This window comes from Streptomyces sp. NPDC028419, from assembly GCF_055565515.1.
The window spans coordinates 18,512-42,153 of the sequence record NZ_JBVHUE010000037.1 but is presented as its reverse complement, the minus strand read 5'-3'; the positions used below and the strand labels follow the sequence as shown (position 1 = coordinate 42,153).

General features: G+C 72.3%; 20 protein-coding genes. 10 read left to right on the top strand and 10 right to left on the bottom strand.

The genetic code is table 11. The features are described from left to right. Positions 1–2 precede the first annotated feature (2 nt). A complete protein-coding gene (locus ACZ4UB_RS32960; RefSeq protein WP_468075927.1) occupies positions 3–665 on the bottom strand; it encodes a deoxynucleoside kinase in 663 nt (220 codons plus the stop codon). 767 nt (positions 666–1,432) lie between these two features. Between ACZ4UB_RS32960 and gyrB the strand changes: the two genes are divergently transcribed. The 3 genes from gyrB (at position 1,433) to ACZ4UB_RS32945 (ending at position 5,567) form a co-directional block, all read left to right on the top strand. Next, positions 1,433–3,511, top strand: a complete 2,079-nt coding sequence (gene gyrB, locus ACZ4UB_RS32955) for a DNA topoisomerase (ATP-hydrolyzing) subunit B (RefSeq protein WP_468075925.1) — start codon at positions 1,433–1,435, stop codon at positions 3,509–3,511. Between the two features lie 152 nt (positions 3,512–3,663). After that, positions 3,664–4,551: an ABC transporter ATP-binding protein gene (locus ACZ4UB_RS32950; RefSeq protein ID WP_468075923.1), complete on the top strand. Its 888-nt coding sequence runs from the start codon at positions 3,664–3,666 to the stop codon at positions 4,549–4,551. Next, positions 4,548–5,567, top strand: coding sequence for an ABC-2 transporter permease (locus ACZ4UB_RS32945; protein WP_468075921.1), 1,020 nt, complete (start codon positions 4,548–4,550; stop codon positions 5,565–5,567). Before ACZ4UB_RS32950 ends, ACZ4UB_RS32945 begins: the two co-directional genes overlap by 4 nt. 59 nt (positions 5,568–5,626) lie before the next feature. Here ACZ4UB_RS32945 and ACZ4UB_RS32940 read toward each other — a convergent pair whose 3' ends face one another. Beyond that, complete coding sequence (locus ACZ4UB_RS32940; RefSeq protein ID WP_468075919.1) at positions 5,627–9,550, bottom strand: alpha/beta hydrolase; 3,924 nt, start codon at positions 9,548–9,550, stop codon at positions 5,627–5,629. Between the two features lie 162 nt (positions 9,551–9,712). After that, complete coding sequence (locus ACZ4UB_RS32935; protein WP_468075917.1) at positions 9,713–10,717, bottom strand: L,D-transpeptidase; 1,005 nt, start codon at positions 10,715–10,717, stop codon at positions 9,713–9,715. Between the two features lie 262 nt (positions 10,718–10,979). On the opposite strand from ACZ4UB_RS32935, the gene ACZ4UB_RS32930 reads away from it, so the two are divergent. Beyond that, entirely contained in the window at positions 10,980–11,372 is a 393-nt protein-coding gene (locus tag ACZ4UB_RS32930; RefSeq protein ID WP_468075915.1) for a hypothetical protein, read from the top strand. Positions 11,373–11,390: 18 nt separating this feature from the next. Here the strand turns inward: ACZ4UB_RS32930 and ACZ4UB_RS32925 are convergent, their stop codons facing one another. The 3 genes from ACZ4UB_RS32925 to ACZ4UB_RS32915 form a co-directional block, all read right to left on the bottom strand. Beyond that, entirely contained in the window at positions 11,391–11,618 is a 228-nt protein-coding gene (locus ACZ4UB_RS32925) for a hypothetical protein (protein WP_468075913.1), read from the bottom strand. A 141-nt stretch (positions 11,619–11,759) separates the two neighbouring features. Continuing rightward, positions 11,760–12,266, bottom strand: coding sequence for a hypothetical protein (locus ACZ4UB_RS32920; RefSeq protein WP_468075911.1), 507 nt, complete (start codon positions 12,264–12,266; stop codon positions 11,760–11,762). Between the two features lie 189 nt (positions 12,267–12,455). Continuing rightward, entirely contained in the window at positions 12,456–12,650 is a 195-nt protein-coding gene (locus tag ACZ4UB_RS32915) for a hypothetical protein (RefSeq protein ID WP_468075909.1), read from the bottom strand. A gap of 245 nt (positions 12,651–12,895) precedes the next feature. Between ACZ4UB_RS32915 and ACZ4UB_RS32910 the strand changes: the two genes are divergently transcribed. From ACZ4UB_RS32910 to ACZ4UB_RS32900, 3 genes are all read left to right on the top strand, one after another. Continuing rightward, positions 12,896–13,858 carry a LuxR C-terminal-related transcriptional regulator gene (locus ACZ4UB_RS32910; RefSeq protein ID WP_468075907.1) on the top strand — a complete coding sequence of 321 codons (963 nt, stop codon included), beginning with the start codon at positions 12,896–12,898 and terminating at the stop codon, positions 13,856–13,858. A 184-nt stretch (positions 13,859–14,042) separates the two neighbouring features. Next, on the top strand, positions 14,043–14,537 hold the full coding sequence (locus tag ACZ4UB_RS32905; protein WP_468075905.1) for an RICIN domain-containing protein: 495 nt from the start codon (positions 14,043–14,045) through the stop codon (positions 14,535–14,537). A gap of 56 nt (positions 14,538–14,593) precedes the next feature. Beyond that, positions 14,594–15,076 (top strand): RICIN domain-containing protein, encoded by a 483-nt coding sequence (locus tag ACZ4UB_RS32900; protein WP_468075903.1) that lies wholly within the window; start codon positions 14,594–14,596, stop codon positions 15,074–15,076. A gap of 63 nt (positions 15,077–15,139) precedes the next feature. Here ACZ4UB_RS32900 and ACZ4UB_RS32895 read toward each other — a convergent pair whose 3' ends face one another. The 4 genes from ACZ4UB_RS32895 to ACZ4UB_RS32880 all read right to left on the bottom strand — a co-directional run bounded on the left by ACZ4UB_RS32895 (position 15,140) and on the right by ACZ4UB_RS32880 (position 20,934). Then, positions 15,140–16,000, bottom strand: a complete 861-nt coding sequence (locus tag ACZ4UB_RS32895) for a DMT family transporter (RefSeq protein WP_468075901.1) — start codon at positions 15,998–16,000, stop codon at positions 15,140–15,142. 93 nt (positions 16,001–16,093) lie between these two features. After that, positions 16,094–18,739: a caspase, EACC1-associated type gene (locus ACZ4UB_RS32890; RefSeq protein ID WP_468075899.1), complete on the bottom strand. Its 2,646-nt coding sequence runs from the start codon at positions 18,737–18,739 to the stop codon at positions 16,094–16,096. 2 nt (positions 18,740–18,741) lie between these two features. Beyond that, complete coding sequence (locus ACZ4UB_RS32885; RefSeq protein ID WP_468075897.1) at positions 18,742–19,179, bottom strand: effector-associated constant component EACC1; 438 nt, start codon at positions 19,177–19,179, stop codon at positions 18,742–18,744. A gap of 99 nt (positions 19,180–19,278) precedes the next feature. Next, a complete protein-coding gene (locus ACZ4UB_RS32880) occupies positions 19,279–20,934 on the bottom strand; it encodes a serine/threonine-protein kinase (RefSeq protein WP_468075895.1) in 1,656 nt (551 codons plus the stop codon). A 172-nt stretch (positions 20,935–21,106) separates the two neighbouring features. On the opposite strand from ACZ4UB_RS32880, the gene ACZ4UB_RS32875 reads away from it, so the two are divergent. The 3 genes from ACZ4UB_RS32875 (at position 21,107) to ACZ4UB_RS32865 (ending at position 23,528) form a co-directional block, all read left to right on the top strand. Continuing rightward, a complete protein-coding gene (locus ACZ4UB_RS32875; RefSeq protein WP_468075893.1) occupies positions 21,107–21,952 on the top strand; it encodes a hypothetical protein in 846 nt (281 codons plus the stop codon). Positions 21,953–22,014: 62 nt separating this feature from the next. Continuing rightward, positions 22,015–22,608 (top strand): hypothetical protein, encoded by a 594-nt coding sequence (locus tag ACZ4UB_RS32870; protein WP_468075891.1) that lies wholly within the window; start codon positions 22,015–22,017, stop codon positions 22,606–22,608. A 104-nt stretch (positions 22,609–22,712) separates the two neighbouring features. After that, positions 22,713–23,528, top strand: coding sequence for a DUF6042 family protein (locus tag ACZ4UB_RS32865; RefSeq protein WP_468075889.1), 816 nt, complete (start codon positions 22,713–22,715; stop codon positions 23,526–23,528). Positions 23,529–23,642: the final 114 nt, after the last annotated feature.

The window sequence follows — 23,642 nt, the reverse complement described above, 5'->3', positions numbered from 1 at the left end:
CCTCAGGCGCGCAGCCGCGCCGCCACGAGGGCGTCCTTGACCTCCTGCACCACGCGGGCCGCGTCCGCGGCGTCGTTCACCACGTCGGTGTGGTTCATGTCGACCACGAGGACGTCACTGGCCGAGTAGTGCTCGTGCACCCACGCGTCGTAGCCGGACCACAGGGTCCGGTAGTAGGCGACGAGGCCCTCGTCCTGCTCGAAGTCGCGCCCCCGCAGCCCGATCCGGTGCAGCACCGTCTCGAAGTCCGCCTTCAGGTAGACCATGAGGTCGGGCGCCTTGCGGTAGGGCAGGCCGTCGATCTCGCGCATCATCTCGTGGAGCAGGCCCTCGTACACGCGCATTTCGAGCGAGCTGATCCGGCCGAGGTCGTGGTTGACCTTGGCGAAGTACCAGTCCTCGTAGATCGAGCGGTCGAGGACGTTGTCGCCCTGCTTGTACGCCTCCTTGATCGCGGCGAAGCGCGTCTGCAAGAAGTAGAGCTGGAGCAGGAAGGGGTAGCGCTTGGCCTGGATCTCCTCGGGGCTCGCCGTGTAGAAGAGCGGGAGGATCGGGTTGTCGTCCACGCTCTCGTAGAAGACCTCGCTGCCGAGCTCCTTGGCGAGGAGCTCGGCCACGCTCGTCTTGCCGATCCCGATCATGCCTCCGACGCAGATCACTGCCATACCTCACTTCTCCCTGGGGGGTGTTGCTCGCGGTGGGCGGGCTGGCGGGTTGCCCGGGCCCACGGGGACGCGTGCCGACGGTCGCCGCCCGATCCCCCGTGATCTTCGTGATCAGCCGTCGTGATCAGCGCCGTGCGCCCGCGTCCGGTCGGGCCCCGAAGTGGTCCACCGGAGGGCCACCGCCTCGCGGCCGCCTTGAAGCATAGATGAGGATTCACCCAGGTCGGCCGGGCCCCGACGCCCCCCGTCGACGCCCTCCGCCGGCACCCCGTACGGGCGGCGCGGACCACAAGATCCGTACCGTATGATTGATCTTGAGCTCGTCGCCCTCACCGGCGATCGGCCCGGCGTTGGTGGTCCAAGGAAAGGCACCCCACTTCCTGTGGGGGGATGCAGGTGCAAGGCCTGCCCAGCGCTCGACGAGGTCCCGTTCCCTTCTTGAAAGAAGGGAACGGGACCTTTCTTCGTTCCCCGGCCCTCCGCCCCCACCCGGCCACCGCAGCGCGGGCCACCGCGGCGCGACGGAGCGTGACGAAGAATCCGCGCCTTGATCCCTTTCGCCAAAGAGCCCCAGGAGGCCAGAGAAGGCCCCCCTGGGGCTCTCCGGTGAAATTTGCGTAGGGGGATGAGCCTCTACCCCTGAAATCGCCTCAGGCGAGCATCTGGGGGCCTTCTCGCCCTATCGCCGACGTGCGCGGACGGTACAGTGGAACAGTCCGGTCGCGCGGTACGCGATCGGACTCCACCGGCCCGGAGCGTGCTTCGCCATGCCCCGGAGCGGTCCACCAGCCACCGTCCCCCTTCGCTGCCGAGCGCGTGCGCGGCAGCGGAGTTCGTCGTGTCCGAAAGCGAGCACCGCCTTGACCGAGACCGTCGTTCCGGCCCCCACCACCCCCACCTACGACGCGCAGGCGATCCAGGTCCTCGACGGCCTGGACGCGGTGCGCAAGCGCCCCGGCATGTACATCGGCTCGACGGGGCCGCGGGGCCTGCACCACATGGTTCAGGAGATCGTGGACAACTCCGTGGACGAGGCGTTGGCCGGCGTCGCCGATCGGATCGACGTGGTGCTCCTGGCCGACGGGGGAGTGCGGGTCGTCGACAACGGCCGCGGCATCCCGGTCGGACTGCACCCCGGCACGGGCCGGCCGGCGTTGGAGGTGGTGCTGACGGTCCTGCACGCGGGCGGCAAGTTCGGCGGCGGCGGCTACGCCGTCTCCGGCGGCCTGCACGGGGTGGGCCTGTCCGTGGTCAACGCCCTGTCGGCCCGCCTGACGGCCGAGGTCCGCGCGGACGGGTTCCGTTGGACCCAGTCCTTCGCGCACGGAGAGCCGACCGGGCCGATCGCCCGGCACGAGGAGACGGACCGGACCGGCACCACGATCACCTTCTGGGCCGACGGCGCCGTCTTCGAGACGACGGAGTACTCCTTCGAGACGCTCTCGCGCCGCTTGCAGGAGATGGCCTTCCTCAACAAGGGCCTGACCCTGACCCTCACGGACGAGCGGAGCGCCGCACCTGCGGACGCGGTCGACGCCGAGGGGGCACCGAGGCAGGTGTCCTACCGCTACGAGGGCGGCATCGCGGACTTCGTCCGGCACCTGGGCGCCCGCAAGGGCGAGCCGGTGCACCCGAGCGTGATCGAGGTGGCGGCGCGCGAGCCCGGGCGGCTGCTGTCGGTGGAGATCGCGATGCAGTGGAGCGGCCAGTACAGCGAGAGCGCGTACTCGTACGCGAACGCGATCCACACGCACGAGGGCGGTACGCACGAGGAGGGCTTCCGGACCGCTCTGACCACGGTCGTCAACCGCTACGCGCGCGAGAAGAAGTTCCTGCGGGAGAAGGACGACAACCTGGCGGGCGAGGACATCCGCGAGGGTCTGACGGCGATCATCTCGGTGAAGCTGGGCGAGCCGCAGTTCGAGGGTCAGACGAAGACGAAGCTGGGCAACACGGAGGCGAAGACCTTCGTGCAGAAGGTCGTCCACGAGCACCTGAACGACTGGTTCGACCGGAACCCGAACGAGGCCGCGGACATCATCCGCAAGGCGATCCAGGCCGCCACGGCGCGCGTCGCGGCCCGCAAGGCCCGTGACCTGACCCGCCGCAAGGGCCTGTTGGAGTCGGCGTCGCTGCCGGGCAAGCTGTCGGACTGCCAGTCCAACGACCCGGCGAAGTGCGAGATCTTCATCGTCGAGGGCGACTCGGCCGGTGGCAGCGCGAAGTCGGGCCGCAATCCGATGTACCAGGCGATCCTGCCGATCCGCGGCAAGATCCTGAACGTCGAGAAGGCGCGGATCGACAAGATCCTGCAGAACACCGAGGTCCAGGCGCTGATCAGTGCCTTCGGTACCGGTGTGCACGAGGACTTCGACATCGAGAAGCTCCGCTATCACAAGATCATCTTGATGGCGGACGCCGACGTCGACGGCCAGCACATCAACACCCTGCTGCTGACCTTCCTCTTCCGCTTCATGCGGCCGCTGGTCGAGGCCGGACACGTCTACCTCTCCCGCCCCCCGCTGTACAAGATCAAGTGGGGCCGCGACGACTTCGAGTACGCCTACTCGGACCGCGAGCGCGACGCCCTCGTCCGCCGCGGCACCGGCTCCGGAAAGCGCCTGCGCGACGACACCATCCAGCGCTTCAAGGGCCTGGGCGAGATGAACGCCGAGGAGCTGCGCGTCACCACGATGGACGTGGACCACCGCGTCCTCGGCCAGGTCACGCTGGACGACGCGGCCCTCGCCGACGAGCTGTTCTCGGTGCTCATGGGCGAGGACGTCGAAGCCCGACGCTCCTTCATCCAGCGCAACGCCAAGGACGTCCGCTTCCTCGACATCTGACCCGCCGAGCCGCCCCCCCCGCACGCCGTCTTTGGCCTTTCTTCAGGTGACGCTGCCTACGATCCGCCGGTCGGTGGCCGAGGCCGCGCAGTGGGCCCACCATCCGGTCTCCTCGGTCGCCGCCCACGCCTCGCCGAACGAAGGAGACCGAGATGTCACAGCCCTGGCCCCCGCCGCCCGACCCGGTGTCGGATTCCCCCGCCGCCCGGTCCACCTCCGAGCCCGCCGCCTTGGAGGCCGTCGCCCTGGGACGCCGCTACCGGCGGGCCTGGGCGCTGCGGGAGTGCACGGTCCGCGTCCCCGCGGGCCGGATCTGCGCACTCGTCGGCCCGAACGGCGCCGGCAAGTCCACGTTCCTGTCCCTGGCGGGCGGGTTGCTCCCGCCGACGGCGGGCGAGGTACGCGTCTTCGGCCGCGACGCCGGGTCGCCGGCCGCCCGGGCCACGACCGCCCTGCTCAGCCAGGACAAGCCCCTGTACCGGGGGTTCACCGTCGCCGAGACGTTGCGCACGGGCCGGGAACTGAACCCCACCTGGCGGCAGGAGACCGCCGAACGCATCGTCGGCGAGGGCGACATCCCGCTGCGGGCCAAGATCTCCTCCCTCTCCGGCGGCCAACGCACCCGCGTCGCCCTCGCGGTGGCCTTCGCCAAGCAGCCGGGCCTGTTGATGCTGGACGAGCCGATGGCGGACCTGGACCCGCTGGTCCGGCACGAGGTGAGCGCCCTGCTGCGGGCCGAGGCCGCGGCCCACGGCACCACCGTGATCCTCTCCTCCCACACGATCACCGAACTCGCCGCTCTGTGCGACCACACCGTCGTCATCGCGGCCGGCACCGTCCGACTCGCCGGGGCCGTGGACGAACTCCTCGCCGCCCACCACCTGACGGGCGACGACGGCATCGCCCTGCGCACCGCCGCCACCGCGGCAGCCCCCGCCCCCGCCCTCGACCAACTCCTCCTCGCCTACCTGCGCGGAGACCCGGCCGAGCCCCACCTCGCCGCCGACGCCCGCCCCCACACCCTCCGAGCCGCCGCATGAACAGCGCCACCACCGCCACCCCCCGACCCGCCGGGACCCACCAGGCCCCGGGCACCCCGCCCCGACGCCTCGTCCGCGGCCTGCTCTGGCTCGTACTGCGTCAACAGCGCCTCACCATCGCCCTCACGCTCCTGCTCGCGGCCGGTCTGACCTGGTACGCCGTCCACACCGCCGACGCCGCCCTCGCCTTCCTGGACCGGCGCGACATCGCGCCCTGCCCGCCCGGCGAAGGTTGCCGCCTGCCGACCGAGTTCGCCGATCGGTTCCAAGTACCCCTGCGGGGGCTGACGTTCGGGCTGTCCTTCCTGCCGGTCCTGGCGGGCGTCTTCCTCGGCGCGCCGCTCTTCGCGACCGAGCTGGAGTCGGGCACCCACCGGCTCGTCCTGGCCCAGAGCACCACCCGCACCCGCTGGTTCCTCGCCAAGGCGATCCCCCCGGTCCTGCTCGCCCTCGTCACGACCGTGCCCCTCGCATGGGCCACCGGGCGCTGGCGCGAGGTGGTCCTCGACCACGCGGGCACCCACGCGGTCTGGTACGACTGGGGCTCCTTCAACGCCACCGGCCCGGTTCCGATCGCCCGCACCCTGCTCCTCGTCGCCGTCGGCATCGCCCTCGGGCTGCTGCTGCGCCGCACGATCACCGCCATGGGCGCGAGCCTCCTCGTCGGCGGCGCGGTCTTCGCGGCCTGGGAGCAGGCCCGCCCCTACCTGGGACAGGTCATCACCGTCCAGGGCACCCCCCGGCGCATCGGCGTTCCCGACGACGCCTGGGTCCGCGACAGCTCCTTCCTGACCACCGCCGGCGCGCGCGTCCAGGTCCCCGACGCCTGCTTCCTGCGCGACCAGAGCGCGTACGAGGCGTGCCTGCGCGATCACGACATCACCCGCTACTGGGCCGAGTACCACCCGCCCGGCCACTTCCCGGCCCTGCAACAGGTCGAGTCCGCGACCTGCCTGGCCCTGGCCGCCCTCACCCTCGTCTTCTCCTGGTGGTGGACCCGCACCCGCCTGCACTGACCGCCACCAGGAGGCGCGCCCCCGCGCCCCCGCCCCGCCGCGGCCGACCGGCGCACGGCTCAGGAGCGGCCCGGTATGCGCAGGACCTGTCCGCCCAGAATGAGGTCCGGGTCGTCGCCGATCACCGCGCGGTTCGCCCGGTAGATCTCCGGCCAGCGGCTGCCGTCGCCGAGTTCGGCGGCCGCGATGGACCACAGGCCGTCGCCGGTCTTCACCGTGTACGTGCGCGGCTGCGGGTACACCACGGACACCTTCAGCGGTGCCCCCGCGCGGTGGACGAGGGCCAGGTCCGCCGTGATCGTGTCGGTGCGTCCGTCCGCCTCGACCCGGGCCTCGACCCCGACGGCCGTTCCGTCGGCCCCGCGCGGGAAGGCGAACCGGTACCCGACCTGGCCCCCCGCCTTCACGGGCGCGATGGTCAGGGCCCGTTCCCGGGTGAGCGGGTTGTACAGGCTGAGCGCCCCGGCGTCCCCGCCGCCCTCGGGCAGCACCCCCGTGAGGACGACCGCGTCACCGCTGCGCAGGCCGTGCTTGTGGAGCTTCGGGTGGACGTCCTGGTGCGCGAACCGGCTCGCGGCCCTGCCGTTGACGGACCAGGTGACCTCCTGCGCCGGACCCTCCGCGTTCGGCACCAGCACCTGGGTCTCCTCGATCGCGGTGGTGGACAGCTCGATGGTGACGCGGCGGCCCTCACCCGCCGCTTCCTTCTCGGCGAGGTAGCGCTCGGTGTGTACGGCGTACAGCTCCGCGAACTCGACGAGTCCGTGGTCCACGTACTCCTCCGCGACGACGGCGGGGGTGAGGGACCGCAGGATCTCGTCCACGTCCGCGAGGTCGCTCGCCGAGACGCCCGTCCCGTCCTCGTCCTCCCTGATCTTCCGCGAGAAGTACTGCTTGATCGGCTCCAGGTTCTCGTCGGCCCAGACCCGGGCCGAGGAGTAGCGCAGCGCGTCCTGCACGTTCTTGACGTCGTCCTCACCGATCTCCGCGCCCTCCTGGACGCGGGCGGAGAGGATGTGGCCGTAGAGGTGCGTGTTCCTCGGCACCTTCCAGAGTGACTTCTCCCACTCCGGGCGTTCCTTGGCGTAGCGGCTGTTGGGAATGGCGTCGTACGCCTCGCGCGCCGCGCGGGCGCGGCCCAGGTCGGGCATGAGCGCGTCCTGGACGGTGCGTTGGGCCCGTGACCACTTGTCGTCGATCCAGGAGCTGAGGGGGGCGAACACCTGCCGGAGTTCCGGGAAGATCTCGAAGAGCTTCTCGGCGATGAGGATCGCCCCGCCGGCGGCCTTCGCTCCGGTGCGCACCGATGCCGACGCGGGACGGCGCTGGGCGGCCACGGTGCGCTGCCACACGGCGTACTTGTGCTTGATCCGGCTGGGCAGGCTCTTCGCCATGGACCGCACCCGGGAGGGCTCGACGTCGACGATGGCCTCGGGCGGGACGTAGTACATCGCCGCGACCTCGGCATTGCGCCGCACGGCCCCGTCCGCGGGCCGTCCCGTCAGTCCGCTCGACCCGTAGACGTTGAAGACGACCCCGAGCTTGTTCTTGTCGATCTTGTAGACCCAGCCGGTGGGACCGGCGTAGGTGCGGGCCGTCTCCTTGCTCCAACTCATGGAGATGTAAGCGGAGTTCCGCATGTCACCGCTCAGGTGGGTCCGTTCGGAGACATCGAACCCGCGGGAGGAGAAGCCGTTGACCAGGACTCCGCTCTTCGGCGCCTGCTGGACGCCCCGGTAGAGGAACCGCTGGCCCTGCGGTCCGACGAGGTCGGGCCCGGGGGTGTAGCGCACCAGAGCCCCGGCGGCCGCCTTGGTCCCCGGCGCGGGCTTGCCGTACGGATGGGCGTTCGCCTGCGGGGTGACGCTCGCGTCGAAGCCCCGCAGGGCCGTTCCCGGGACCTTCACGTTCCTCTCCACGGGCCCGGCCACGGGCGCCCCGCGCCCCGTCGCCGGCCGGGACAAGGGGGTCGCGCTCCTGATCCGGTCCGGCGGGATGCGCCCCGTGGACACCCACTCGCCCTGGGCCTGGGCGTGGTCCACGAGACTGGGGTCGACGCCGCCCCTCGCCAACAGGCTGCTGCGCAGGTTGTAGAAGCTCCGGTTGGGCACCATCTCGTACAGGTACACCGTGTGCTGCCCCGCGAGCAGCTGCTCGGCGAACCTGAGCGCGAAGGCACGGTTGGACGTCGTCGAGATGAAGCCGCTGGACCTCGCCTGGCTGGAACGCCCGATGGTCGTGGCGCCGCGCGCGTGCTTCTCCAGGTCCATGTCCTTGCCATAGGCGGAGAAGCCGTCACGGAAGCCCTCGGTCGGGGGCCGGGTGTCCACGCGGTAGAGGACCGTGGGCGGCTTCGGCCCGCCGGCCGCGTCCGCCCGCGGGATCGCGGGAGCCCGCGTGATCGGCCGCTTCACCAGATCGGGCCGGGGCTTCTTCTTGCCCCCCAGCCGCTCCTCGACCACGGGATCCGGGACGCGCGGGTCCTGGTCCCCCAGGTCGCGCTTCTTGCGCCCCTTGCCCTTGCCCTTGCCGGTGTCCGTGCCGTACGTCGCCTCCTCCACGCCCGCCTGCACGGCGTCGTCGTCCCCCGGCCCCACCGGCCCGGATCCGTGGTCCGCCGTGCCGCGGCCGCCGGGCTTCTCCGGCCGGTCGTGGAACGCACGTCCGAGGGGGGTCCGGTAGCCGCCCAGGACCGGCCGGGTGCGCCGTTCCTCCAGGCTGATCTCCTCGGTCCGCCCCACGACGGCCCGGGCTATGTTGGCCAGGGACTCGGATCCGCGGTCGTAATAGCTCAGGTGCGCCTTCTTCAGGTTGCCCACCAGCCCGGCCTGCGCCGTCCAGGCGTAGTCGGCGCGCATCCGGACGACCTTCTCGCCGTGGTTCTCGTGCGACGGGTCGATGCTGAACCAGTCCAGCATGCTGATGAAGTCGGTGTCGGTGGCGGCCACGAAGAGGTCGGCGTCGAGGTACTTGGCCCGCAGCCCGGTCCCCGGGCTGCCGAGCAGGACGAGCTGGTCGATGACGCGCTTGCCCGCGGTGTCCGTCCCGGAACCGATCGCGGCGTGCCCGGCGACGACGCTGCCGTAGCTCAACCCGCTGATGGTCAGCGTGGGGTAGGCGGGCAGGTCGAGCGCCCCGCGGACCGCGCTCTTGCGCCAGTACGAGCGCCAGGTGTCGAGGTCGCTCCGCAGCAGCGCGGCGCCGGCCGCCGCGGGCTCCTCCCGGGCGGCCTCGGCGAAACCGGGCGGGGCCTTGTAGCCGGCCCATGCCACGACGGCGACCTTGGCGCCCGGACGGGTCCGCAGGCACTGCTTGTACAGGTCCCGTGCGTGAGCGGTCAGCTCGCCGAGCGTCTCCAGCGAACTGCCCATGCCGGGCACGAGGACCACGACGTACTCGGCCGTCTCCACCGCGCCCACGGCCACCGCCGCGCGACCGAGCCCGCCCTCGAAGTCCGGTTCGTAGACCAGCAGCGAGGTGTTCCGCGCGCCCGCGAGCGCGGACTCCGTCACCAGGGCGGCGTTGTGCCGCGGCGTGCCGGTGGCCGACTCCAGGTCCTTCATGCAGCGCAGGTAGTTGCGGTCGGAGTCGTTCTTGAAGCGGTCCTCCAAGGAGACCGTGTTCGGGACGGAGGGGTCCAGGGCCAACTTCTCCCGCGCGTCGCTGACGATGCCCTCGTCGATCTCCGCCAACAGCCGGTTCCCGGCGTAGACCAGCGCGGGAACCAGGGGGAGCCGCGCGTCCCTGCGCTCCGACCACTTCTCCAGCGCACGGCGGGACGCGGCCTCGGCCTGCTCGGCGAAGAGCTGGTTCCGCCTCAGCTTCGCCGGATCCAGGGTGACTTCCACGCCCTGGTTCCAGCGGTCCATGTCCGCGAAGTACTTGTCCTTGCCCGCGTCCGCCCGCCGTGGGCCGCCGCCGGATCCCGGCGTCGGACGGCGGGACGGTCCCGCGGGCACGGACACGGGCTGGACGTCGGGCATGCGGATTTCCTCATCGTTCGGTGGGCGGGCGCGCACGTGCGCCTGCCACCGTAGGACCGCGGCGGAGTCGATCATGTACTCGATCGGACAGACCCCGACATCGAAGGTGGACGGATCAGGTTCCGGTTCCGGTTCCGGATCAGGTTCCGCCGCACCGGCGCCCTACTTCACCGCGCTCTTGGTCTTCCACTGGTCGTAGGTGACGCTCCAGTCGGCGTAGCCGTTGCCGACCCCGCCGAGCTCGCCGGTGGCCTCCTCGCCCTTCACCGTGACGAGGTCACCGAGCAGCGAGTTCTCGAAGAGCCACTTGGCGTCCTTGGGCGTCATGCCGACGCAGCCCGCGCTGTGGTTGGTGTTGCCGATGTACTGCTGGCTGTCGTCGGTTCCCTGGTGCAGGTAGCCGCCGGAGTCGCTGAACCGCATGCCCCAGTTCACCCAGACGTCGTACTCCTTGGGGCCGCCGACCGAGGCGGAGGTCATGTGGACCCTCTCCTCCTGCGACTTGATGGCGAAGGTCCCGGCGCGCGAGGCACGGCCGGGCACCGGCTGCCCGCCGGACATGGGGATCGACTTCACCTGCTGGCCGTCGCGCTTGACCACCAGCTTGTGGGTGTCCAGGTCCGCGACGAGCTGCTGGTCACGGCCGATCGTGAAGGTACGGTCCAGGTCCCGCTCGAAATGGGCGCCACCCGGGTCCACGGTGGTGAGGGTTCCCTTGACGGTGACCTGGGTGTTCGCGCGCCAGGGGTCCTTGGGGCGCCAGTCCAAACGGTCCAGTCCGCCCGGGACCGTGGTCACCCACCCCCAGGACCCCTCGGTGGCGTTCGACGCGGTGACCGTCAACGCCTTCTCCACCGCGGCCTTGTTCTTCACCGGCTTGTCGAACTCCAGCGACACGGGCTGCCCCGTGCCCACCGTCTTTCCGGCCCCCGGCGTCAGGTCGAAGTCCAGGAGCGGCCCGTCGGTCACCTTCTTCGGCGCCGGCGGGGCCTCCGCCTGCTTGTTGGCCGCGTCGGCGGACGTCCCCGCTCCGGCGGAGTCGCCTCCGCCGCCGCATGCGGTCAGGAGAAGCAGCCCGGTGAGGACGGCGGCGGATATGCGCGCCGGCTGGAGACGGCGGTGGGCTGCAAGGGCGGTCGATACAGCCGTGGGCTGAACGCGAGACATGGCGCGGCTCTTCTCCGAATGGCGTCGTTACGTTCGATAAGAGGGCCGTGACCTGCGCGGAGGTTCTCGTTCCATCGTGACCGTTCTGCAACAGCCCGCCGGCGGACGCGTTCGGTCGCCGGCGCTGTGAGGCGATCGTTAGGGAAACGTCAGCGGTGTCTGCGAGGGTCACCGGCGTGTCCCGGTCCCTGGCCCGCACGCCGGGCGCGGGGCGGCGCGGAACGTGCCTTGCTCGCGATCTGGTGAAGGTGGGGTCTTGCAGATGAACAAGAGGATTCTCGGAGTCTGTGCCGCGGTGCTGCTGTCGGTCGGCGTGGCCACCCCGGCCAGCGCCGCCTCGGCGGCGGAGCCGCCCTACGACATCCTGACCATGGGTCAGGGGACGAAGCTGCTCGGGATCGTCTACGAGCACGAGAACTTCACCGGGTCGCGGATCGAGTTCCGGGGCGAGTCGTGCACGGGCCGCGCGGACGGACTGCCCGACTACCAGTTCCCCCTGGGGGACAAGTGGCGGTGGCGGATCTCCTCCGTGCAGAACAAGCTCTGCAACCAGATGGGGCTGCGGGACCGCAACGGCGTCAACCTCGCCATCGGCGGTTCGCAGAAGCGACTCGGCGAGTGGAACGACCAGACGGTGACGGTCCAGTTCAGCTGAGCCCGAGCCCGAGCCCGGTCATTCCCCCCGGGTCCACCCGTGGAGCGCCGGCGCGGCCAGCGCCCGGTCGATCGCATGGGTGACGTCGCAGGCCGAGGTGCTCACGCGGAGGCCGAGGACGGCGTACCCGGTTCCGCATTCCAGGATTTCGCTGGTCCAGTGGGACGGGAGCTGGGCGATGATGCGCAGGCACGCCAGCTCGGGGGTGGATTCGGGTGCCCCGGCGAGTCGAATGCGGTGCTCCACGGTGTCGTCTCCTGCGGATCGGGGGCCCGGGGGCGGCCCGGAAGTGGACGCGGCATGGGCCGGTTTCCGAGAGGAGACCGGCCCATTTGCGTGGTTGTCGAGGGTCACGTGAGGAGGAGGCGGTCGATGGGGGAGCCGGGATCAGCCGCGGAAGGTCACGGTGCCGCCGTTGCGGTCGAACCAGCCGCCGAAGCCCCAGTTGAGCCAGCCGCCGTCGCCGCGGTTGACGATCGTGCCCGACTTGAAGGCGAGGACCCGGTAGGTGGCGCTGCCCTGGGTGACGCGGGCATTGGCGACGACGCCCTGGATGTCCAGGGAGTAGTTGAGGTTGTCATTGATGATCATGACGTTGTGGTTCGGGTAGGCCTTCATGGTGTCGTCCAGCTGGCGGTGCACGAAGCCGGGCCGGTCCTTCTCCATCCGGATGTCGTTCAGGACGTTCCCGATGATCCCCGCGATCTGGTTCATCGCGTCGACCACGATCTCCGTCTTCCACCCGGTGCCCATGGTCCCGGCCTGAGCGGCGGCGACCTGACCCGCTGCCGGCGCGGGGGAGGTGGCGGCCTGGGCCGTGGCGGGCAGCAGCAGCCCGGTGGCCGCGACGGCGCCGACGAGCGTGAGGGCGGCGCGCTTGAGGTGCTTCGACATGGTGGTCTCCTTCAAGGGTGGTCCGGGCAAAGGGATGCCCGGGGCATGGTGGTGTGGGCTCGATCGGAAGGTGGTGGGGGACGGGCCGGGGGGACGTTCCTTCGCAGGAACTCGGCGGGCGTCCGGGGGGCGGGGTCCACTCCGGCGGGAGCGGGCGCGCTCACCCGGGTCCGCTCATCCCCGGTCCGCTCATCCCCAGTCGTTGGTGAGCGGGTTGATGGTGACGGGCGTGGTGTCCGCGGTACCCGTGGTCGGGGCGACGGTGACCGCTCCGGTCCGCGAGGACCCCGTGTCGGCGTCGTCGGCCTGGGCGATCCCGGCGCCGCCGAGGACCAGGAGGACGCTGATGACGCCGGACGCGATGCGGGAAGCGGAGCGGTTCACGGGGTACCTCCTGGAGTGCTGACGGGACCGGACCGAGGTGCGTTGCTCGGGCCCTCCCACCGTTTCCGTTCCGGCGGGCCGCCCTCACAAGAAGAATGTTGCCAGCGGGCACCGGCCCCGGACGGGCCGCGACCGTGCAGCAAACGGCCCGGTTCCCGTGCACTTTCCTGCACGCCCGGCGCCGGCGGGAACACCCCGCCGAGGACGCTGTGTTGCCGCTGGGACACCCGTGAGAGGTGGGGCCGATGATGTCCCGCCACGACACGAACGAGCTGGCCTTCCTCGGCGTCCCCCTGGAAGAGGAGCAGTTCTACCGCGCCCTCCTGCGGGACCGCGACGACGCCGGCGAGCACCAACCGGCCGTGGTCTCGCGGACGTTGGAGCTGGGCATCGTGGTGCGCACCCCGGCCGGCGGCCTGCGGCCGCTCTCCCCCAAGCGCGCCGTGGAGCGGTTGATCGAGCACCGGGTGGGCCAGACCCAGGACGACCTCCAGGAGACCGCCCGGCGCATCGGACTGGTCGACTCGCTGAGCACGGAGACGCACGCCCCCCGCGCCACCACGTACGACAATCCGGCGGTCCGGCAGATCGAGGGCCTGGAGGCCGTGCGCGCCGCCATCGACGAGGTGACCTTCTTCGCCCACTCGGAGAACCTGACGACGAACCCCTTCGGCGTGCTCACCGCGGAGTCCATCGAGGTCTCCCGGCCGATCGACCTGAGGATCCTGCGCCGCGGGGTCCGGATGCGGACCCTGATGGCCTCGGCCTGCCTCCAGGACGAGACGACCATGGCCTACCTGAGGGAGCTCGCGGCCCGCGGCGCGCAGATCCGGGTCTCCACCCACCCCCTCGACCGCATGATCATCTGCGACCGGGCCGTGGCCCTCACCCCCATCGACCCCGACAACACCGCCCGCGGCGCGCTGCTGACGCGCGAACCCGGACTGGTGAGCACCGTGGTCTCCCTCTTCGAGCGGATGTGGGCGGCCGCCCAGGAACTCCCCGAGGAGGACCTGCCCTCCCTCACCGAAACCGAGCGGCAGATCCTCAAGACCCTCTACCTCGTCGACAAGGACGAGACGGGAGCCCGCCAGCTGAACATCGCCCTGCGCACCTACCGCAAACACGTCGCCCGGCTCATGGTCCGCCTCGATGCCGACAACCGCTTCCAAGCCGCGCTGCACGCCCGCGAACGCGGCTGGATCTGAATTCCCCGCTCCGGCGCCGCGCGTTAGGAAAGCGTGAGGGAAACGTCAGTCGTATCTGTCAAGGTCACGCGTGCCCCCGGTACGGCGCCCGTTACGCGGGCGCGGCATCCGAGTGGCGGCTCACCAGGAGATACCGCACGGAGTTTTCGTTCCATGGAAATGCGCTGAGAAGGAAGAGGGCCTCATGCACATTCGCAACAAGCTCGCCGGCGCCGCCGCCGTCATGGGGGCGAGCGTCCTACTGGTGGCGGGGACGGCCACCCATGCCAGTGCCGGCACCGCGGAAATCAAGCAGTACCGCAACGCCCAGACCGGCCTCTGCCTCGACTCCGACGCCAAGGGCAACGTCTACACCAAGGGCTGCGGCGCCGACAACCCCTACCAGCAGTGGGAACGCAAGGTCGTCGACGGCCAGATCATGCTCCGCAACGTCGCCACCCGCCGGTGCCTCTCCCAGGAGACGGGCAACCTGACCAACCCCTCGCCCCCCTACACCTCCCGGGTGGCCACCCGCACCTGCGTCGGCTGGGAACTCGACCGCTGGTGGGAATTGACGGTGGACGGCAAGATCCGCCTCATCAACGTGAATGCGGACAACGCGCTGGATTCCAACGCCAAGGGCAACGCCTACCTGAAGAACTACACGGCGGACAACACCTACCAGCAGTGGTACATGTGACCCCCGGCCGCCCCGCGCACAACTGACCCGGTTGACTCGGTAAGGAGCTAGATCCGATGGGCCTTCGCATCAAACTGAGCGGAACCGCAGCCGTCCTCGGGGCGGGCGTCATGCTGGCGACGGGGCTGGCCACGCCCGCGCACGCCGCCGTGGACCTCAGGTGGTACCAGAACGTCCAGACCGGCCGCTGCCTGGACTCCAATCCCAGCGGGAAGGTGTACACCTCCCCCTGCGGGGACCGGTACAACACCTACCAGCAGTGGCAGCGCACGGTCGTGAACGGCAAGATCAGGCTCAAGAACGCGGCGACCAGCCGGTGCCTGACGCTGAACGACTCGTGGGGCGAGATCGTCAAGACCGACCCGTGCGGCATCGACGACAACGAGCTCTGGTGGGAGCTCTACGTCAACGGCACCACCAGGATCGTCAACCCCGACAGCAAGGCCCTGGACTCGGACAAGAAGGGCAACGCGTACGCCAAGAACTACGGCGCGGACAACCCCTACCAGCAGTGGAACGTGCTCGTACCGCGGTCCTGAACCGGCTCCGGCCCGGCCCGCCCGTCCACGGGCGTCCGGGCCGGAGCGGCGTTCCCCGGACGTTCACGGAGCCCCCGCCTCCCCACCGCGCCGGGCCAGGGCGAACACCCCGGCCGCGATCAGGCCGAGTCCCAGGAGCTGGGGCACCAGCCACCACTGGGACCGCAGGTGTTCCTCGTACAGCAGGACGCCCAGCGCGACGCTCACGCCCGCGTCGCCGAGGGTGAGCGCCGGTTGTGAGGCGACCAACGGGCCGCCCTGCATGGCGTGTTCGAGCAGCAGGAGGGCGCAGATGCCGCTCAGCCCGAAGGCGTAGGTCTGCCAGGTGGTGAGGAAGCCGACGACCCCGTCCTCGTCGAGCACCCGCACGGCCGACTTCATCAGGGCGGCCGTGAGCGCGTAACCGACGGCCGTGGCCGCGCCGAGGCAGCCGGCCCGCATCCGGCCGGGAGGCCGGCGCAGCCCGACCGCGGCCGTCGCCGCCATCGCCGCCGCGCACGCCACCAGCGCCAGGACCCAGCGGTCGAAGGGCACCTGCGTACGGTTCCCGGTCGGCGACGCGGCCACCAGGACGACCCCGAGCCCGACCACCACCCCCGCGACGGCGAGCCACAGCGCCCCGGGCAGCCGGCTGCGCCCCACCAGCGAGGCGATCAGCAGCGCGAAGGGCAGCTCCAGCACGAACAAGGGCTGTACGAGGGCCAGCGCCCCCAGGGAGAGCGCCGCGGCCTGCCCCACACCGGCCGCGATCACCGCCAGGATCCCGCCGATCCACAGCGGCCGCCGCAGCAGGTCCAGGACCAGGCCGAAGCGGAAGCCGTCGCTCTGCGGCACGGTGAGCGCCGCCCGCCGCTGGAGCACGGTCGCGAGCGCGTTGCTGAGCGCCGCGAACAGCGCGAAGAGGACCGGCAGTGCGATGCCCATGCCCCGATCCTCACCGCCCCCGCGGCGACGGCGCCCCCACGACATCACCCCGCGCCCACCCACCGCCCCGCGTTCCCCCGTACGGTCCCGCGCTCAGCCCCGGCCGAACCAGTTCCGGCTCTTCGGGCGCTGCGGGGGAGCAGCCGAGGCCGGGACGGGGGCCGGCACGCCCAGGGTCGCCGCCAACTGCCTGCTGAGTGACGGGCCCAGCTTGGCCGCCTTCCCCTCCAGGGCGTACACCGCGTACTCCCGCAGCCCCGCCCTGTGCAACGCGAGCACGAAGTCGCGGTACAGCTCGGGGAACATCCACACCCCGGCGCCCCGTACGACGACGTGGGCCTCCTCGGTCAGCCCGTCGGCGTACAGGGCCCTGAGCAGCGCGACCACCTCGGCGACCGGAAGGTGCCGGGTGAACTGCTCCAACGCCACACCGACCTGGAGGCCCAGCCCGGCCGCGGTGAGGGCGCGGATCGCCACCGCGGGCACGGCCGCGCCCCGCACGAGGGCCAGCACGGCATCGGAGGACAGCTGCGCGACCTCGTCCCGCACCGGGCTGTCGGGCGCGCGCAGCAACCCCCGCAGCACCGCGGCGTCGAGCTTCGAGGTGCCTTCGAGGTGGCGCTGGGCCCCCTGGGGATCGCTGCGCACCAGCTGGGCGAGGACGTGGTGGACCACGTCGTCGGCCCCGGCATCCCGGAGCTTCCCGAGCGCCTCGGCGAAGGACCCGTCCGGCAGGGACGCCAGGGCTCCGCTCACCTCCCCGTGGTCCCGCCCCGCCGCGTCCAGCGCCCGCACCAGCGCGATGGGCCGGGCGCCGAACGCGAAGGCCAGCGGATCACCGGGGTGGACGAAGGGCCCCTCGGGCAGGGCCCCCAGCACCCGGGCCCAGTCCCGGCGGTTCCCGCTGTCCTCCAGCGCGATCAGCAGCTGCGCGATCTGCTCGCCGGGGCGCTGCGCGGCGTCGGCCAGGAGCCGCAGGGCGTCGAGCGGCCGGCCCATCGACCGCAGCGCCTCGACCAGCGTGACGGTCCGGTCCGCCGGGTGCGCCCCGGCCACCTCCCGCACCAGGTGCAGCATCGCCTCGTCGTGACCATCGCCCCGCAGTACGTCGGCCAGCGCGACGGCGGCCTCCACCGACAGGACCGTGGCCGCCTGCCGCAGCACCTCCAGGGCCCACTCCCGCAGCCCGACCTCCCACAACGCGTCGCACAGCCGCGTGACCGCCTCGACCGTCGGGGCATCCTCGACCGCCCGGCGCAGCAGCCGCCGCGCGTCGTCGGGCCGCTGCCGCGCGTCCATCGTCCGTAGCGCGCGCACCAGTTCGGCGGGGCGGCGCACGACGGCGGAGGCGGCCCGGAGGTAGAGGTCGACGGCCTCGTCCTCGCGCCCGATGGCCAACAGCGCCCCGGCCAGCCGGGTGGTCTCCTCCTCCGACGACGAGGTCGCCGACACCTGCAGGACCCGTTCGGCCTCGGCGTCCAGCTCGGCCGACCAGAAGGCCCCGGCCAGCTCCAGGATGGCCTCGGTCGTCCGCGCGCGGCCGATCGCGGCCATCGACAACACCTCCACCGCATGGGGCTGCCCGGCGGCGCGCAGCGCCTTGACGGTCCCCGCGACGTCCTGCGCGGACCGCTCGGCGGCGAGCCGGGCGAGCCGCTGCGGGTCGTCGCCGCTGTCCGCGCTGTCCAGCGCGACGACGCAGGCCGCCAGGTCGTACGGCTCCCGCTCGGCCGCGGCAGCCGCGAGGATGCCCACCGCCTCCTCGTCGCGCCCTGCGACCCGCAACACCCACACCAGTGCGGCCACTTCCTGCGCCGGCCGCAACACCGCCGCCAGGGACAGCAGTTGGCCCGCCCCGTCGGGATCCGTCTCCCGCAACCGGGCCGCGTGCTCGGCGATGGCCCGCGGCTGCGCGCGCAGCACCGGCCGCAGGGCTTCCGGAACGGGATGGACGGGGTCGGGGTGCGGCTGCGCCACCGGTTGCGCGAGGGTCCCGTAGCGGTTGCGGGCGAAGGCGATGCGGGCGGCGTTGCTCACCCGCTGTTGCGGAAGGGGCCGCCCCTTCGAGGTCAGTTCGGCGAACATGTGCTCGTAGATACGCCCGACCTCGATGACCTGACCGCCGCCCGGCAGGCCGTCCTCGAGCAGCCGGACCAGCTCACCGGTGAAGGCCGTGTAGGGCTCGTCCTTCAGCCACAGCGCCTCGCGGGTGGGGGCGGACGCGGTCAGCAGGTACGAACCGGCGATCCGGCTCCGCTCCGCGAGCGTCACGGAGCTGGTGGCGGAGCCGCCCATGCCGCCGACCATGGCCAGGCCGCTGAAGCAGCAGTCCAGGACCACGACCTTGTGGATCTTGTGGCCCGCGTCCAGGACCTCCCGGCGCAGGGCCTCGTAGCCGAGCGAGGAGTAGGGCCGGTCCCGGTCCGAGGTGGGCAGGGTCAGCAGCAGCTCGCCGGAGCCCGGGTCGGTGAGCCCGTGCCCGGAGTAGTACACGAACAGCATGTCGGTGGCCTTGCGGGCGGCCTCCCGGACCGCGTCCAGGACCTCCGTGGCGGAGGCGGGCTGGGGCAGCCGTACGCAATGGCCGGGCGGCAACCCCCAGACGCTCGGATCCTCCAGCAGAGCGCCCAGTCGCTCCAGGTTGTTGGCCACCGGGGGGATGTCTTCGAGCTGCGCGCTGACGTAGGTGGAGGTCCCGACGAGGACGGCGTACGAGCGTTGCGGGTCGGCGAGTTCCACGGTCAGTGTCCGCCCGGTGCCGCCCAGCCCGACGCTCCGCCGCCCGACGCGCCGTCGGGAGCGGGCGTCACGGCCGGCGGCGTCACGGCCGGCGGGGCGGCGGAGGGACCGGCTTCGGACAGCGTCGCGATCAGCCCGCGCACGACCTCGTCCGACCCGTCCTCCACGGTCACCGTCACCCCGTCGGAGGCCCGGGTGATGGTGAACACCGCCCGGCCCCGCCGCGCCCGGCGCCAACCGGCGTAGGCCAGGGCGAGGTTGGCGACGCCCATCGTGTGCGTCAGCACCACGTTGATGACCTCCAGCCCACCCCCCATGGCACCGGGCGCCGGCTGCGCGCAGAGGCGCACCTCGTCCGGCACGTCCTCGTCGGCGCGCAGCCACCGGTACAGGTCCCGCAGCTCCGCCGCCTCGTCGGCGTCCGACACCTCGATCGTCAACCGCACTCCCGCGCCCCCGTTCCGCCGGTTTCAACTCCGGCCGATCGTCCCACAACGCCCCTTCTCCCGAGGGGAGTCGAGCAGGTCGGACACGCCCCGTCAGGAACGTCGGCAGCGGCCGCCGGGGGAGGAGGCCGGCGGGGTGCACTGGTACCCGTGATCACCCGCGTCGTCGCTGAGGTAGCGGCCGATGCACTCGTTGGCGGTGGTCCGGCCCTTGGCCGCGCAGAAGGTGACGGCCGCCCCGCCGTCGGTGAAGGGGCCGGGGGCGTAGACCACCCAATACCCCGGGTTGAGCGAGGCGTAGTCCCGGCTGCGCAGCAACCGGGCCTCGGGGACCGTCACGCGGATCGCCGCCAGCCGCTGGTCGCGTACGGCGATGCCGGTGCTCTCCGGTTCGGAGTAGAGCTGGGCGATCCAACGGCCGGCGCCGGGAGCCGGCCCGTCACCCTCGGGCACGGCGGCCGCCGGGGCGCTCTCGCTCGCCCGCGGCGCGCTCTGCGTCGCACCCGGCGCGCTGGACGTGGCCGCCGCCGAGGTGCCCGGACCCGCGGGCGGGGAGACCGGAGCGGCGGAGCGCCCGGACACCGTCGGCGAGGCCGCGCCCTTGGCGTCCGTACGGTCGCCCGCACCCGGGCCGAACAGGGCGTACCCGCCGAAGCCGAGCAGCGCCAGGGCCACCACGGCGGCCGCCGCGGTGAGCGGGGCGGCCTTGCGCCGGCGGTCCGGTCCGCTCCCGTGCGGCGGGGCACCACCGTCCAGCGGGCCGATGGTCGGCAGCGCACTGTGGGGCGTGGCCGCGTACGGCGGGAAGGGCACGGGCGTGGGCGGCGGGCCGAACCGGTCGACCGACGGGGACCGTCCGGCCACGGGGGAGACGTCGGGAGGGGCGGCGGGCGCCCGATCGAGGCGGGTCGGCTCCGGCACGACGGCACCGCCCGCGCCCCCGGCGACGCCGGCCAACAGCCGGTCCAACCGCTCGGCCGACGGCCGTGCGGCCGGATCGCGGACCAGCAGCTCGGCCAGTACGGGCGCCAGCGGACCGGCCCGGTGCGGCGGGGGTACCGGCTCGTCGAGGACCGCGGCCAGGGTGGCCAAGGTGGTGGCCCGGCGCATCGGACTGACGCCTTCCACGCACACGTACACCATCATGCCCAGCGACCACAGATCGGAGGCGTCCAGGTCGGCGCCGCGGATCCGCTCGGGCGCCAGGTACTCGGGGGTCCCGATGACCTCCCCGGTCACCGTGAGGGAGGCGGCGTCCTGGAGCGCGGCGATGCCGAAGTCGGTGAGCACGGCCGAACCGTCTGCCCGCGCCAGCACGTTGGCGGGCTTCACGTCCCGGTGCCGGATGCCGACCGCGTGCGCGGCCCGCAGCCCGGCGAGCACCTCGCGGCCGGTCCGGGCGGCCTCGGCGGGCGACAACGGCCCCTGCTCCAGCCGCCGATCGAGGGAGTGGCCGGGCAGCAGCTCCATCACCAGCCAGGGGTGCTCGCCCTCGTCGACGATGTGGTGGATGGTGACCACGTTCGGATGGTTGATCCGGGCCTGGGCACGGGCCTCGCGCAGCACCCGCTCCCGCAGCACCCGCCGCAGTTCCGGATCGCCCCGCCCCACCTCCGCCCGCACTTCCTTCACGGCCACCTCGCGATGGAGCGCCCGGTCCAGCGCCCGCCAGACCGTCCCCATCCCCCCGCTGCCCAGCCGATCCACCAGCTCGAACCGACCGCCGATCACGTCCCCTGCCGCGCTCATGGCGCAAGGCTAGGGCAGCGCCGGACGCGGCGCGCCGCTCTTCGCGGCATCCCCGCGCCGGCCGGTCCCACTGCCCGTCCGCGCGCCGACGGGCCCGGCCCGTCCGGGCGGCGCGCACCGCCCAACCGCCCCCGGTGACGACCACAGCGGCGGTGATGTTGCCGAGGACGTCGTGGCGCGCAAGAGGCAGCTGAAGGGGCGCCCGGAAGCGAACAGGCTGGCGGCGTTCGTGTGCCGGATCACGGACCCCCGGACCATCGACCAGGTGCTCGCCCTCGTTCCCGGCACCAGCAAGGGCAACTCCACCTGGGCGAAGTACATGAACGGCACCGAGGTCATCCCCAAGAAGGATCTGGGCGCCCTGCTCCAGGCGCTGTCCACCGGCAAGCCGGCCCAGTTGCGCGCCTACACGGTGGAGGCTAACGAGCTCTGGAAGGCCGCGCACGCGGAGTCCCTGCGCCCGGCCGGACCGGAGCAGGCGACCGCGGAGGGGCGGACGGCGGGGCCGGCGCTCACCCTGGTGCAGGTGCAGGGTGAACTCATCGAGGCCCTGAAGGGACAGCACAAGGCGGTCAAGGCGGCGGACAAGGCCAACGCGATGATCTCCTCGCTGCTGCAGATGGGCGCCCTCCTGGACACCGTCATCGCCGGCCAGGAGATGCGGCTGCGGTCGGTCGCCGTCCGGGAGCGGACCGAGGTGGAACTACAGCTGTCGCAGGCCCGGTTGCGGCTGGAGCGGACCGCCGCGGAGCTGGAGAAGGCGAAGGGACGTCGCTACACCGCCGAACAGGCCCAGCAGGCCCTGGCCCACGAGGTGTGGGAGGCGCGCCAGCAGGCCCACCTGGGGCAGGCCGAGGCCCCGGGTGGGCCGACCCTCATCGAGGGCACCGTCATCACCGGCCCGCGCCCCGCGGAGCACCGGCGCACCGACCGCCCCGGATCGTCCAGGACACCTACGGACAACGCCGTGACCAGCCGAACAACACGACCGGCTTCCAGGCCACCACCTCGTCCCTGACGGCAGGCCTCGCGGAAGTCCAGGACCCGACGGCCTTCGCCCACCACCTGCGCACCCTGCGCTTGCGTTCCGGCGCCCACAATTGGCCGCTGGACAAGATCGCCACGACGGTCCTCGGCGACGCCGGTCCGACGGTCGACATCGCGACCTGGTTCTCCGGCCGGGCCATGACCCCCGACGGACCGGCGACGAGGAGCCTCGTCCTCGCCATGGGCGCCACGGCCGGCGAGGCGGAGGCCTTCGAAGAGGCGCACGGCCGCATCGCCGCGCGCCTGCGCGAGGAGGCGGCGACCGGGCCGGCACCGACCCCCGGCACGCTCCCACCCCACCTCCTCCTGCGGCCCCCGATCCAGCGGCTGGGCGCGATCAACTACGCCTCGATGCTGGTCGCGTCGGCGAGCGCGGCCGTCACGTCATCGGCGATCACCGTCCAGGCCCAGATACAGGGCCCGACGGTGGTGAACTTCTGGCTGGCCCTGCTCCTGGCCGCCGTCCTCGGCACCGTCTGGGTGATCTGGCCCACGACCACGGGCGCCGCGGCCCGCCGCTGGCGGGTCGTCGTCACCGTCGCGCTCCTGGCCGGCATCGTCCTCCCGGTGGCCACGGGCACGGACCTCTTCGGCGCCCGCCTGATCGAGGCCTACACCCAGGGCTGACCCGGTCCGGCGGGCCTCCCGAGACGGCTGGGAGCGGCCACGGCGACCCCCCGCCCGGGCATACGATGCGGGCGTCTGACCGCCTTTCGAGGAGGACCTCACGGATGTCTGAGAACCCGTCGGTGCCCGGACCGCGCCGGGACATCGCGATGCACAACGACTGGTGGGCTTCGGGCTGGGAGCACGTCCTGCCCCGTCAGGGCCTGCCGCTGACGATGCTGGTCGGGACAGCGAGCCAGCCGGGCTTCACCGGTTCCCTGGACGACCTCATGCGCGACACGTTCGACGGCCACTGGCGCATGCTCCCCGGCGGCCTCGACGGCCCGCTCATGTTCTCCTGGCCCGAAGAGGAGGAGCCATGGGACTACGCGGAGGCGCCCGAGGGGCGCGAGGCCTCCGAGGCGAAGCGCTGGGAGCGGTTCGGCGCCCAGCTCACCGACGCCGGCTTCCCCGTGCCCAGGACCGTGCGGGAGCTGTCCGAGCTGTACCTGACGTGGGGCCTGGCGAGCCGCGAGGAGACGCCGGACGGCACCCGATGGTCGATGCCCGCGGTCCTGCCGCTGCCCGGCGACCTGCTGTCCCTGGACGCCGAACTCACCGAGCGGCTCGACTCGATCCGCTGGACGATGGGCACCGGCCCGCTCGTCAACGACTTCATCACGTACCTGATCGACGATTTGGGTGAACCGGAGGAGCTGCTCACCTCCCTGGACCGCCTGGCAGCCGCCACCGGCCAGGACGCCGCCGACGTCCGCCTCGCCATCGTGGAGCTCGTGCTGTCCGACGACGCCCGGGTGCTCCGCGGTCAGGAGCCCGCCGACCCGGAACGACTGGCGCCCCACCAGCGCTTCCGCCTGGTCCTGGACTGGGACCACTTCCACGAGACCAGGATCCAACTGAGCCACGCCGACGACGCCTGACGCAGAACGCCCGGGGCCCCGCGCCCCGGGAGCCGCCCCCCGGGAGCCGCTCCCCCGGCTGGGGGAGGGAGATCGTCCGGACGGCCGACGCCACCTCGCGGCGGTCGGTGCGAC